This window comes from Prevotella phocaeensis (assembly GCF_900065875.1).
In the GTDB taxonomy this organism is placed as follows: domain Bacteria; phylum Bacteroidota; class Bacteroidia; order Bacteroidales; family Bacteroidaceae; genus Prevotella; species Prevotella phocaeensis.
Genome location: NZ_LT160624.1, coordinates 94283 through 107097, shown reverse-complemented (window position 1 = coordinate 107097; position 12815 = coordinate 94283). Strand labels below are relative to the sequence as shown.

The 12815-nt window shown below is 39.3% G+C and carries 11 protein-coding genes and 1 pseudogene; all 12 read right to left on the bottom strand.

Annotated elements, in window-relative coordinates:
• Positions 1 to 6 precede the first annotated feature (6 nt).
• Positions 7 to 2220 (bottom strand): peptidase domain-containing ABC transporter, encoded by a 2214-nt coding sequence (locus BN3912_RS05860; RefSeq protein ID WP_036858944.1) that lies wholly within the window; start codon positions 2218 to 2220, stop codon positions 7 to 9.
• A gap of 30 nt (positions 2221 to 2250) precedes the next feature.
• On the bottom strand, positions 2251 to 4548 hold the full coding sequence (locus BN3912_RS05855; RefSeq protein WP_023983243.1) for an outer membrane beta-barrel family protein: 2298 nt from the start codon (positions 4546 to 4548) through the stop codon (positions 2251 to 2253).
• Complete coding sequence (locus BN3912_RS12475; protein WP_023983244.1) at positions 4545 to 5228, bottom strand: radical SAM protein; 684 nt, start codon at positions 5226 to 5228, stop codon at positions 4545 to 4547. Before BN3912_RS12475 ends, BN3912_RS05855 begins: the two co-directional genes overlap by 4 nt.
• Positions 5203 to 5793 (bottom strand): radical SAM protein, encoded by a 591-nt coding sequence (locus BN3912_RS12470; protein WP_023983245.1) that lies wholly within the window; start codon positions 5791 to 5793, stop codon positions 5203 to 5205. Before BN3912_RS12470 ends, BN3912_RS12475 begins: the two co-directional genes overlap by 26 nt.
• 68 nt (positions 5794 to 5861) lie before the next feature.
• Positions 5862 to 6080 carry a hypothetical protein gene (locus BN3912_RS11960; protein ID WP_023983246.1) on the bottom strand — a complete coding sequence of 73 codons (219 nt, stop codon included), beginning with the start codon at positions 6078 to 6080 and terminating at the stop codon, positions 5862 to 5864.
• 237 nt (positions 6081 to 6317) lie between these two features.
• A pseudogene (locus BN3912_RS05845) lies at positions 6318 to 7456 on the bottom strand (StlD/DarB family beta-ketosynthase).
• A 193-nt stretch (positions 7457 to 7649) separates the two neighbouring features.
• A complete protein-coding gene (locus BN3912_RS12465; RefSeq protein ID WP_023983248.1) occupies positions 7650 to 7949 on the bottom strand; it encodes a hypothetical protein in 300 nt (99 codons plus the stop codon).
• Positions 7950 to 8585: 636 nt separating this feature from the next.
• Complete coding sequence (locus tag BN3912_RS12455) at positions 8586 to 9419, bottom strand: hypothetical protein (RefSeq protein WP_023983249.1); 834 nt, start codon at positions 9417 to 9419, stop codon at positions 8586 to 8588.
• Complete coding sequence (locus BN3912_RS12450; protein ID WP_023983250.1) at positions 9416 to 9952, bottom strand: fimbrillin family protein; 537 nt, start codon at positions 9950 to 9952, stop codon at positions 9416 to 9418. The genes BN3912_RS12455 and BN3912_RS12450 overlap by 4 nt, the downstream gene beginning before the upstream one ends.
• A gap of 384 nt (positions 9953 to 10336) precedes the next feature.
• Positions 10337 to 10855 carry a CinA family protein gene (locus tag BN3912_RS05830; RefSeq protein WP_023983251.1) on the bottom strand — a complete coding sequence of 173 codons (519 nt, stop codon included), beginning with the start codon at positions 10853 to 10855 and terminating at the stop codon, positions 10337 to 10339.
• Between the two features lie 39 nt (positions 10856 to 10894).
• Positions 10895 to 11926 carry a tRNA (adenosine(37)-N6)-threonylcarbamoyltransferase complex transferase subunit TsaD gene (tsaD, locus tag BN3912_RS05825; protein ID WP_023983252.1) on the bottom strand — a complete coding sequence of 344 codons (1032 nt, stop codon included), beginning with the start codon at positions 11924 to 11926 and terminating at the stop codon, positions 10895 to 10897.
• Positions 11927 to 12790, bottom strand: a complete 864-nt coding sequence (gene map, locus BN3912_RS05820; RefSeq protein ID WP_023983253.1) for a type I methionyl aminopeptidase — start codon at positions 12788 to 12790, stop codon at positions 11927 to 11929.
• Positions 12791 to 12815: the final 25 nt, after the last annotated feature.

The window sequence follows — 12815 nt, the reverse complement described above, 5'->3', positions numbered from 1 at the left end:
TCCATATCAGTTGCCAAGTTCTAATTGATTCTTCACTAAGGCAAAGTATTTGCCACGTTTGGCGGTCAGTTCCTCGTGTGTCCCGACTTCTTCTACAATCTTTCCTTCATCCAACACAACTATTTGGTCAGCATTGCGGACAGTGGAAAGACGATGTGCCACTACTACTACGTTTTTTCCCTTGTAGAACTCCGAGAGGTTTTCGGTGATGGCTCGCTCGTTGTTGGTATCCAGAGCATTGGTGGCTTCGTCCAAAAATACGAACATCGGGTTCTTATAGACTACTCTCGCTATGAGGATACGTTGCCGTTGCCCTTGACTAATGCCCTGCCCGTCCTGTCCTATCATTGTGTTGTAAGCCAAAGGTAGGGCTTCGATGTAGTCTGCGATATTTGCCACTCGGGCAGCATGGCGGATACGCTCTATATCGGGATCATCATCCGAAATGGCGATATTTCTTGCAATGGTGTCGGAGAACAGGTAGCCCTCCTGCATCACTGCACCGCATTGGCTTCGCCACCAGCCGAGATTGCATTCATTCAAATTGGCATTGCCTATCTTGATGCTTCCATTCAGTGGCTCATAGAATCCCAAAAGGAGTTTGATTAGCGTGGTTTTTCCACTTCCGCTTGCCCCAACGATTGCCGTTACTTTGCCATTGGGAATGAAAAGGTTGATGTTCGAGAGAATATCTTTCGAGCTGTATATGTCGTATTTGAATGAAAGGTCTTTTATGGCAAGCGAATGCCCATCTGTAGATTCTTCGGTATAGTTGTTCCTTGTCCGTTCCGTATTCTCCTCATTGGTCTCGGTATGAATTTCGTTCATACGGTCAAGGCTGATGCTCACGTCCTGCCAAGAATAGATGAATTGAATAAGTTGCTCCACGGGACTGTTAAGTTGTCCGATGATATACTGCACCGCCAGCATCATACCGAGCGTCATGCTGCCATGTACCACAGCAGTGGCGGCAAGAACTGTAATCAGAATGTTCTTAACCTCGTTGATGGTAATGCTTCCTGCTTGCTGTACTTGTTGCAGGTTCAGGGATTGCAGATTGACCTTGAAAAGGTCGGCTTGCACGCCCTCCCATTCCCAACGCTTGCGCTGCTCACAACCCTGTAGTTTGATTTCCTGCATTCCCCCTATGAGTTGGTATGTAACGTTGCGGTTTCGTCCTGCCTGCTCAAAGTATTTATAATCTAATTGTCTGCGTTTTTTGAGAAAGAGGATAATCCAGCCTGCATAAAGCGATGTTCCCATGAGGAATACAAGGAAGATGCCGAGATTATAGACTGCAAGGACGACGCCGAATACCAAAAATGTGAAGAACGAAAAGAGCAGGCTCAGGCTGCTTGATGTGAGGAACTGCTCCACACGGCGATGGTCTTCGATGCGCTGCAAGAGGTCGCCCATCAGCTTTGTATCAAAGAACTTCATCGGGAGCTTCATTAACTTGATGAAAAAGTCTGAAATGAGCGAGATATTGATACGTGTAGAAATGTGCAGGAGTATCTTCGAGCGGATGAAATCAATAGCAGTACGACTGAAGAGGAGCATCATCTCTGCCAAAAGAACTAACCACACGAAACCGATGTCCTTTCCCCCTATACCTGTATCGACGATGGCTTGGGTGAGGAATGGGAAAATGAGTTGCAGGAGCGAGCCGAGCAACAGACCGAGAATGAGTTGCGTAAAGAAACGCTTGTACTTTTTGAGATAGCTCCAAAGGAACTTCACTCGACTTTGAGTAGGTGCTGTTTCCGTATCGTTTTGAGCGTAGAACTGTTCTGTTGGCTCAAGAAGTAGGGCGACACCTTTCTCCTCACCGTTGGTCTTAGTGCTTACCCAATGCTCGCAGAACTCCTCTTGGGTATGGGTAACAAGTCCTTTCCCCGGATCTGCCACATAGATGGTATATTTTCCTTTCTTATACTTTTTTATCTTATAAACAACGACAAAATGATTTTGATTCCAATGAACTATACATGGCAATGGTTGCTCTGTTGCAAGTATGTCAAAAGATAGCCATCCTCCAACAGTCTTAAAACCTATCTTTTCTGCAGCTTTACTGATACCCAACATAGAAACTCCATCTTTATTCAAAGAACAAAGTTTGCGTAATCTCTCCATATCAGCTTTTATACCATAGTACTTAGTAATCACAGCCAAACAAGTAGGACCACAATCCATTGCATCTTGTTGTTTAATATATATCATAATGATGAATACAATTATAACTTGTTGCTTTTATAATCGATTGATTTCGCTACTTGTTGCTCTTCCTTTATATTTGCTGCGCTGTGGATTAAATGAATAGCGCAACTGTAGCATCACGCCCCGTGTATCAAGTTTTCTGTTTTTTGAGTAATAGACATCATTGATATGGCTGCTCCATCGCTCCTTGTCGGTATTGAATAAATCTGAAACCTTAATCCACACCGTCAACTTGTTTTTTAGTAAAGAGGCATTCAGACCGATGTCGGTACGGAAAGAGGGTTTGAAATCAGACAAATAGAGATTGCCTGCTGCCGTTCCCCACATGTCGAACGAAAGATTGACGTGCTTCGAGAGGCGGAAGAGATTATTAAGTTCATAACTGAAATAAGGTTTATTGTAGTTTCTGCCATGATACGTAAAAGTTTGCTTGAATACACTCATTTCAACTTTAGGACGCCAGAATTTTATCGTTGATGAATAACTCACCGTTGCGCTCCATTCCCGATAATATGGAATGTTTTCTGTCGTAAACAACATCGCTGAAGTACTCTCTAACTTCTGGGTTGTTCGCATGAGACTGTTCTTATACCAAGTATGTGTTATATCAATCATCAGACCTTTCCACGAAAACACGAAATCCAGAATATAGTCATAGGCCGACAGCAGCAGTGGGTTGCCTCGTTGATAGGTATATTTGTCCACATATACGGTGCTGCTGTTTAATTGCCCATAAGAGAGGCGATGAATGGAGTTCGTGTAACTCAATGACATGGAGACAGCATTCTTGTCATAATCAATCTGCAAGTAGGGCAAAATTTTCTTATAGTCTTTACTAACCTCCTTATTGAGCTTCTCATCATGAAAGTATTGATAATTGGCAATTTCTATGCGCCCTCCCGCTTCTATGGAAAAATGCCCGAAAGTCTTCGACAGTGAAGAAAAGAGCCCCCACAATCTTTGGCGGTTTTCATCTTCACTCTCATTTAAAGCTGTATTGCTCGTTTGTTCGGCATAATATGAATAGTTGTTTTTTGTAAAAGAAAATTCCAAGCCATAATGTAGCTCTCCACCCCACAATGGGTTAAGGATTTCTGCCTTGCCTGTATATAGGTGATAATCGGATTTATTTTTAGAATCCACATCTTTTTCTTGTGCCCAGTAGGTTTCGTATTGAGAAAGTGCTTTCCCATGCATATAATCAACATTCATAGTCAATTTATTACCTTTCCCCCATGAGGTGATGTAATAGGCATTCAGTGCATGATTTGTTTTTTCATTTTTTCCCAGCAGCATGACATCTTCCGAATGTTTTGTGGCATTATCCACTGAATATATGCTGGTTCCGCTCATTTCATCTCTGTTGGATGGTGCCCGGGAAAAGTTGTATTTCATGCCAAAGTCATTTTTCCCATTGTTGGAAAAGTTGAACCCCGAGTTTATATTGAATGACTTGTTTTTAATATTATTGTTGAACGATTGGTCTACATTGATGGTGTTACTGTTATGGTCAAAATCAATCAAATTTCCTGTCGAACTTTCTTTGCGATCGTATCTGAAGTCCATACCACCGAAAAAATCCCACTTTCTCAAGCGATAGTTCAACTTTCCAAACTTTAAATGATTGAAATGTTTTACCAGAGTTTCACATGCTGTAAGATTGACGCTCAAGCCTTCACCTTTCCGGATAGTCCTTATGTTAATGACTGCTTTTACGTTGTTTCCATAGTTCGCACCTGGATGAAGATTGATTTCAATATGTTTCACCTCATCACTGGAAAGTTTTTGCAACTCATTTACATCGTTAATCTTGATGTTGTCTATATAAATCAGAGGTGTTCCTCTGCCAAAGACGGAGATACCTTCCGTCGTACGACTGACAAAAGGCATCATGGACAGAACCTGAATAGCATCGCCTGTTCGTGCCAACAAGGTGTGCTGCACATTGACTTGTATTTTCCCTCGATTCATTTGAATGACAGGACGTTTCCCGGACACTACCACTTCATTCAGTTTTTGTGTCTCTTCAATGATCATAATGGTTCCCATATCCACACGAGGAGTCAAATATATGTTTTTGTAGCCAATACTGCTTATCCTGATAAGACAGTCATCCAAAGACAATTTTGTCGGATTCGACAGCAGAAAATGCCCATCATCAGCTGTTACTGCTCCTGAAATAAAAGTACTGTCTGATTTTGTCAGCAGGATAACATTGGCATAAGCAACCATCTCACCACGCTCATTAAATACTTGTCCTCGTATCTCCTGCGCATTGAGAGGCAAATTCAATAACAAATTTAAGATTATCAGGATACATTCTTTCTTCATAACTTCATCTGAGATAAAATCTTGTCAATATATGTTTTATAAAAAGAGCAGGCTACACTGTTTACCCCTTGGTCTATTTCTCTATCAAGAGGGCAGCCTCCTCCACAAACTGGCAAGACGGGACAGTCAATACATTCAGAATTTTCAAGATGATTAGCCTTGAAAAAACAAGAAGACAGTCTTTCCAGTGATATACTTTCTTTTAAAATATTTCCTATGGATTTATTTTTATTCCCAACGTGTTCTATACATTTGAAAATTTCTCCATCTGGCGTTATTGCATATGTCCCTACAGAGTTATACATACAGGGGGAAGCGATATCAGGGAGAAATAAGTTTCTTTTATTATTAATTTTTAGTTTATCAATCCGCATTAAGTAATCAAAATAGTCTTGATGATTCATACAAGAACCTTGTGTGTCAAAATTAGTGCAATCTTTCACTATATTGTAGTTTAATTGTATTCTTTTTCTCTTCATTTGAGAAGGGAACTCTTGATTAAAGAAACCTAATAAATTCTCATATTCTTGGAAATTTGTTTTATCAATCGCTACCTGTATGGTTATGGGAATTGAAGTCTCTGATAACAATCGTTTGATACCTGAAATTATAATATCAAATGAGCCTTTCCCTGAATGAAAATATCTCCTGCTATCATGTATTGTTTTTGTTCCATCCATTGAAATCTGAATGAACTCTATAGATTTTTTTGAGAATATCAATAGCATAGCTGTTCAATAAACTACTATTGGTAATCATTGATGATGAATAGTCAATATGCTCCATTTCTAATTTTTTGGTAATACTTTCTATAGTCCTTATATTCAATAATGGCTCTCCTCCAAACCAAATTATAGAAATCTTTTTCTCTTTGTTTTTCACTAAAAAACGGACAACTGCATCTTCCACATCTTCTGTCATGTTAATTTTTCTTTTATTCCCAGCTTCAAAGCAATAAGAACATGAGAAGTTGCAGTTCATTGTTGGACAGATATAAAGCAATATTCGATTATTACGGAACATTTTGGAATACTGAATGTATTTATATTTCTGTATTTCTTCTTTTCTGTCATTTATAATAATTCCCATATCAATTAATTGCTTAATAATATCTGAATTATTTTCTATTGTGAATAAACCATTAAAGATGTTATTATCAAGTTGTACTAATGCGCTTGTGAAAGTGTTGAAAATGGAAACTTTTCCATCTCTCTTTGCGTAAATATTATATTTAGAAAGTTCCATTGATAATATCTAAATTATAATGGAAAGGTGTAGTTGACTAAATCTCACACCTTTCCATAGTTAATAAATTATGTGGCTTGAGTTGCTGGTTTTTCCAAATTATCAGTCCTTTCTGTTAAAAAAGCAGGACCTTGATAACCACATTTACATTCCATGGAAGTATAGCCCTTTTTGCAAGAAACTTCTACCTGAGAATCAACACCTCCAGTAAGGAAGTTCATTTCTTCATCATTCATGGGGTTTAATAAATCTGTTCGCCCATGGTTTAAGATCTTTAAATCGTTCATAATTTCTTTTTAATTGCGTTTTCTACTCGTGTCGCCTTTCGAATCCGCGTCCTTTATTTCATACAGTTTTTCGAATTAATCGGTAAGGATATTGCTGCACTGTAATCAACTTTACAGCTTCCAAACAACTAAGTTTGTGTTTTAATTCTCTGATTGCTTCTTAAAATTTAATTACTAATACATCTCATACAAAACCTTATTGCGTCCTTGCAAAAGAGCAATAAGCTGGTTTCCTACTTATTCAGCAGTAAATAATACCGTTCCATATGAGAATCTACCACTCTCCGGTACAAGAAGAAGTATCATTTCCCCTCGTTTTATTTCTTTTGTTCGTATCAATTCGTCCAATGCCACATAAATGGCAGCGGAACCGATGTTGCCAACAGAAGTCAGATTTGTAAACCATTTATCCTTTGTCAGAGCAATGTTACGAGTTGCTATTTCATCATTTAACTTCTCATAGAAAAACATTGAGGAAACATGAGGTATGACATAATCTATCTCTTCCGCTTTTACATGATACTTGGCAAGTACGGTTTCGATGTGGTTAACCCAATACTTGATAATGTATTTTTTTAGCTGCCGAATGTCCTGTTTGCCCACGAGTACGGCACGTTCCTTAATCTCATCAGGAGAGAACTCCTTCCAGCTTTTAAGCCGTCCGTTTTCTTGCAACTCTGACGCCATAAACATACAGGTAGGTAGTTCGTTGGCATAGGAAGTCATATCGACCCATTCGATTTTGAGAGGACACGCCCTTTCGGGATGATCTTGCACCAATATCGCTCCTGCACCATCAGAAAGCATGAACCGCATAAAATCCTTCTCAAAAGCCATATATGGATCTTTGTCAGGATTGTCGTGTGTAGCTTCATACTCTGGGTCATAAATTTGGATACCAATGCAGGTGAAGTCAATTCTGATGCCACGCATACGGCTTTTTGATGCAGTCCTGCAAGAATATTGCTATAGCATATTTTCAATGCCTGCAATGAAGTCAGACATACATCTTCCGACGAGAATATTTCCATTGGAAAATTAGTCAACTCTCCGTGAACCATAGATGCATGGGAAGGAAGCAGTTGGTCGGGCGTACTTGTTCCACAAGCCAAAAGGGTTAGGTCGTTAGGGATACTTCCATTTTCAAACAGCCTACATACGGCTTCTTTTGCCGGTCGCGCGTTGGAGTGGGTTATGTTTTGATTTTTGTCCAACCCATAATACCTCGTTTTGATGCCATTTTGTCTAATGACAATAGAACGAACCCTTGAAGGATTTCCACCAATTTCCCCAATATAATCTTCCATTTCCTCGTTGACAATGGGAGAATTAGGGAGATATGCCGACACACTATTGATGTATACTGCTTTTTCCAGAAGAACATTATTTGGTTATTAAATTATATATTGTGTATATCTGATCTTTCAACTCTGAGATGGAAAGCTGGCTACTCAAGGCATTTCTGTACGATAATCCAAGATAAATGTTCCTAATGGAAGAGATAATCTTTTTGGTCTCCACAGTCTGAACAATTTCCCCCTTTTGCTTGGCTAGTTCTATTACCTCATACTATTCACTGTTCTTTCTTTCCTCATATTCTTGAAACTTCTCTTTCCAGTTTGGATAGTTGTCTTTTAGATACAAAATGAACGACATGAAATTGGCAGGAGTGACTGTGCCTTTTGTAATCATAAAAAATGATTTCATACGACGACCGATGTTTTCCATACGATTGTCGATGAAGTCCTTTAATGGCGTTGAGCTTGTAAGTTCAAGAAGGTCTGAAATATCATTGGTCAAGAATTCAAACACAAACCTGTCAACAGTATGGTTGAATATATCCTCCTTATTCTTAAAGTGATGAAACATATTTCCACGAGAAACGCTGGTTGCTTCGACCAAATCCGAGAACGATACAGCTGCATAGCCTTTTTTCAGAAATAGTCTGAATGATTCGTTTAGGGATAATATCCCTTTTACTTATTTTTTCTTTACCTGTTTGATTTTCCATAATCTTATAATGTTAAACTCAAAACAGGACGTTTGTTCTTTGATTATAAGCCCAATATTATGCAAATTATTTCAATCTACCAAATTTTTCGGAAGATTTTTTCGAAAAGTTTCATTTTTCTCATTTTGCAATGCAAAAGAGTTGATTCTGAGTATTATTTCAGGCTTAATATAATTAGGCTGAAAATCCCGTCAAATTACCCCATTAGACTTTGTATGTGATTATTTTTAGGTGTGCCTTCTATTTATTTCCGTAAAAACACGCTGTTTTTGCGGTGAAAATATTATCTTTGTATTATCAATTTACGTGTTCTTTTAAGCATTGCAGAATAAAGAAAGGGAAAGAAACTCGCTCGTTTCCAAGTCGTAACCCTTTAATCCTTTAATCAATCTTAGTTTATTGATTATCTGAAAGATACGTATTTATTGAATCTTTTTCTAGCAAAGACGGTCTCTTTATAACAAAGAGACCGTCTCCTTACACAAAATACTAAATTATTTGTCTACATAAACAGCACGGATAGGCAAGAAATCGGCCGGCAAATACTTTATCCTCAAAGTATGGGCATCGCATTGTTTGCCGGTTTTCCAATCGCTCTCATATCCTCCTTCGTTCACACTATGTCCGAAACACCAAGCATCTACACAGCTGTTATAGAGCGTAGAGGTCATATACTTCGTTATGCATTTGGCTGCATCCCTGCTCCAGCAACCGTCTGAAGTTCTGTAAGCAGCAAAAGGCAAAAAGACTCCATTCTCAATATCTTCCCAAGAGAAGCATTTCGGGCATTGGCGATCGTAGCTGGTTGTACGTACACCATTCTCAGGACATGTAAACAAAAGACCGTAAGCCAATTTACAATCGGGCCACTCATGATGCCCTCCGGGACGCCCCCAATGGCCTCCTCCGCGACGACCACAGTAAGTCACCTCTTCAGCGTTTTGGTAGCGATTACGACCATACATGCCATACGCCCACGAACGAACTGTAAACAGCTTTGTCATTTCCTCTGCAGTCGGCAAACGGAACTTTCCGCACGTAGCCCAGTAGACAATATCGCCATAACGGGCCTTACGGAAGTCTTTTGTCTCGCAACGCATCTGTGGATCGGTGTACATCTTTCCGCTGATTTCTTTTGTTCCTGACGGTGGGCAATAGTAGCCGCGCGGATTCCAAGCATCGTTGCCGATAACTCCCCAACGGAAAGTATCGTAAACGCATCGTTTGGTAACATTGCTGCTCCACGGCTCTTTATAGAAACCGTAAGAACTCTGGCACCACGGACGGCACGGATCTAATACAACAAAGTTAGACTTTGCCCACTTCACGCCATCGCATTCATATAAGGTGGCTCCTCTGCTGTTTCTAACTCGATATTAAAGTTATAATACTTTCCAGCTTCGAGTGTCATATCTCGTTTCGTCGTATAAGTTTTTCCGTCTGTACCTTCCACAGTAATCGCATATGTTTCTTTCTGTTTATTCATTGGGAAAAGAGTAGTATATAGCAATCCAGCTGGTGTATCGGGCTTCACGTTGATAACATCTGTCTGTTCAGAATGAGACTTAAGATCGCCGTTAGATTTATCTGTAACCAGATTGATAGAAGCTCTTGATGGAGCGCCTGTTATTTTCATTTCCTTTACAGAAAGCGTTTGTCCGTTTATCTTGAAAACAAATTTGCAATTACACAAGGAAGTCTGTTCGTAAAGAACCGCACTCACATATGCAGTATTTCCAGTAACAGAACTCACGCTTCCATGGCCGAACTTAAATAAAAAATTATTGGCCAAATAGTCGAGCATACCTTTCTGTTCGCTAATGTTCAAATCAAGATGCCCGAAAACAGGGCTTTCCTTCATCGGGAAATAGTATGTAATTATTTTAATTTTATAACTTCAATATTGGTCGCCAAACCTTTGTATTTGCTGCGCTGCAGGTTAAACGAATAGCGTAGCTGCAATATGACATCTCTCGTGTGTCAAGGCATCTGTCTTTGGAATAGTGGATGGCATTGATGGCTGTCTGTTTTATTTATCAGCATTACGTTAGAAAACAGCAATGCTTGCCCAAGATGTTTACGATTTTTCTCCAAATATCTTACTCCATAAGCAGCAGACTACCTAACGGAATTAAAAGAAAAAATAAGAGATACTTTTTTCTTAAGCAATGAAATGCCGTTTTAAGTATTCGAGTCTAACGCAAAAAATCTATATTAAGTGGTGTATATCACAATTACAGAAACGTTATCCTCCGAATTCTAGAATTTCATTTATATTCTCTTCTTTCAAAAAATCTAAAAATAGGCGGAGGACTTTATTCGTTGCAATCGCAAGATTGATATCACGTCCGAAATCTTCTTCCAATTTATAGGTATGAACCTTGTCTTTCGTTCCACAAGCAATCCAAATCGTTCCTACCGGAATACTAACAGTTCCTCCTCCCGGTCCGGCAATACCTGTCGCAGAAATAGCATAATCACAATGGAGCATCTTGCAAGCACCCTTTACCATTTGAACTGCAACGTCCTCACTCACAGCAGTCTTCTCTTCTAATGTCTGATGGTCTACATGTAGCAGATCTTCTTTGATTTCGTTCGTATAAGCAATGATTCCTCCTTTAAAATAATTAGAAGCGCCAGGAGCGGCAATAATAGCCTCAGCAATTCTTCCACCAGTACAACTCTCCGCAGTACCTAACGTTTTCTTATTATCATAAAGAAACTGTTGCAACTCCTTACTCAAAACTTTACTTTCTAATTCCATCTCTTTATAAATTTATTTATTAACGTAAAGCAGCATAAACTATTTGAATGTTACTTTGCTGAAAGCAGGTTTATCTATGCTACAGAAATCATGATCCATATATTTATAAAATCCAGTTATCCCAATCATTGCTGCATTATCCGTAGTATAGCTAAACTTTGGTATATAAATAGTCCAGCCATATCTCTCTGCATGTTCACGAAAAGCATTTCGCAAACCATTATTAGCAGAAACACCGCCTGCAACAGCCACATGCGTAATTTTTGTTTTCTCAACAGCCATACGCAATTTTCTCATTAATATATCTACAATCGTAAATTCGAGACTTGCTGCTATGTCCGTCTTATGTTTCTCGATGAAATCGGTCTCTTCTTCAATCCATTTTCTCAAGTTATACAAAAAAGACGTCTTTAAACCGGAAAAACTATAATCCATTCCGGAGATATTAGGTTCAGAAAACTGATAAGCATGCGGATTACCTTGACGCGCTAGCTTATCGATAATTGGTCCCCCGGGATAACCGAGCCCCATTACTTTCGAACATTTATCAATAGCTTCCCCTGCAGCATCATCAATAGTCTGTCCGAGCACCTCCATATCATTATAAGCATTCACCTTTACAATCTGCGAATTACCTCCACTTACCAAAAGACAAAGAAAAGGAAAGGGTGGCTGATGATAATCATTATCACTTTCCTTGATAAAATGAGCCATAACATGTCCTTGTAAATGGTTGATATCTATCAAAGGAATTTCCAATGAGCGAGCCAAACCTTTGGCAAAACTAACTCCCACAAGCAGTGAACCCATTAATCCGGGACCACGTGTAAAAGCGATAGCCGATAGTTGTTCTTTAGTGATACAGGCTTTCTTTATTGCCTGATCAACTACAGGAACTACATTCTGTTGATGTGCCCTCGAAGCAAGTTCCGGAACAACTCCTCCATATGCCTTATGTACTTCTTGTGAAGCCGTTACATTACTCAGTAGAACATCGTTTCTAAGCACTGCCGCAGAAGTATCATCACAACTACTTTCTATACCTAATATATAAATATTATTCGTTTCCATTTAATATGTCAAGATTTCAACTCCATGCTCTGTCATCACAAAGGTGTGCTCCCATTGTGCCGAAGGTAGTTCATCCCCCGTAATAACTTCCCATCCGTATCTATCATCTGCGTCTATAAATACTTTCCATGTACCCATATTGATCATCGGTTCTATCGTGAACACCATGCCGGGAACAAGCAACATGCCCGTTCCACAATGTCCGTAATGTACCACATCCGGTTGTTCATGAAAATCAAGACCGACTCCATGACCACACAAATCACGTACAACTCCATAATGATACTTTTCTGCATGTTTCTGAATAGCATGCCCGATATCACCAACAAACCCAAATGGCTTAGCTGCCTCAGCACCTACTTCCAGACATTCTTTGGCAACCCTTACAAGCTGTTCTTTTTCTGGAGTAGTTTTCCCTATAATGAACATACGGGATGCATCTGCATAATATCCATCCAATATTGTAGTGAAATCTACATTTACAATATCTCCTTCCTGCAAAACATCTTCTTCTTTCGGTATCCCATGACATACGACCTCATTGATACTTGTACATACACTTTTGGGAAAACCTTCATAATTCAAGCATGCAGGAATGGCATCGTGCCCAGTGCAATAATCATAACAGATTTTATCTATTTCGAGTGTATTCATTCCAGCATGTATCTGTTTTGCAACTTCGTCAAGCACTCCCGTATTAACGATACCACTCTTTCGTATACCTTCTATCTGTTCGGGCGTTTTTATCAATTCACGCGTAGGCACTTCCTTGCCTTTATTCTCCCAATACATCACTTGCTTATCGAGTTCCGTTATCGGTTGACCAGGTAAGCAATGCCACCGTTTTCTATTCTTAAATTTCATTCCAAAATTACTAAAACCCTACAAA

Bases quoted from the DNA above. Each gene is read 5' to 3' on its own strand.
- BN3912_RS05860 (WP_036858944.1), bottom strand. From the start codon at position 2,220: ATGATATATATTAAACAACAAGATGCAATGGATTGTGGTCCTACTTGT.
- BN3912_RS05855 (WP_023983243.1), bottom strand. From the start codon at position 4,548: ATGAAGAAAGAATGTATCCTGATAATCTTAAATTTGTTATTGAATTTG.
- BN3912_RS12475 (WP_023983244.1), bottom strand. From the start codon at position 5,228: ATGGATGGAACAAAAACAATACATGATAGCAGGAGATATTTTCATTCA.
- BN3912_RS12470 (WP_023983245.1), bottom strand. From the start codon at position 5,793: ATGGAACTTTCTAAATATAATATTTACGCAAAGAGAGATGGAAAAGTT.
- BN3912_RS11960 (WP_023983246.1), bottom strand. From the start codon at position 6,080: ATGAACGATTTAAAGATCTTAAACCATGGGCGAACAGATTTATTAAAC.
- BN3912_RS12465 (WP_023983248.1), bottom strand. From the start codon at position 7,949: ATGTTTCATCACTTTAAGAATAAGGAGGATATATTCAACCATACTGTT.
- BN3912_RS12450 (WP_023983250.1), bottom strand. From the start codon at position 9,952: ATGAAGGAAAGCCCTGTTTTCGGGCATCTTGATTTGAACATTAGCGAA.
- BN3912_RS05830 (WP_023983251.1), bottom strand. From the start codon at position 10,855: ATGGAATTAGAAAGTAAAGTTTTGAGTAAGGAGTTGCAACAGTTTCTT.
- tsaD (WP_023983252.1), bottom strand. From the start codon at position 11,926: ATGGAAACGAATAATATTTATATATTAGGTATAGAAAGTAGTTGTGAT.
- map (WP_023983253.1), bottom strand. From the start codon at position 12,790: ATGAAATTTAAGAATAGAAAACGGTGGCATTGCTTACCTGGTCAACCG.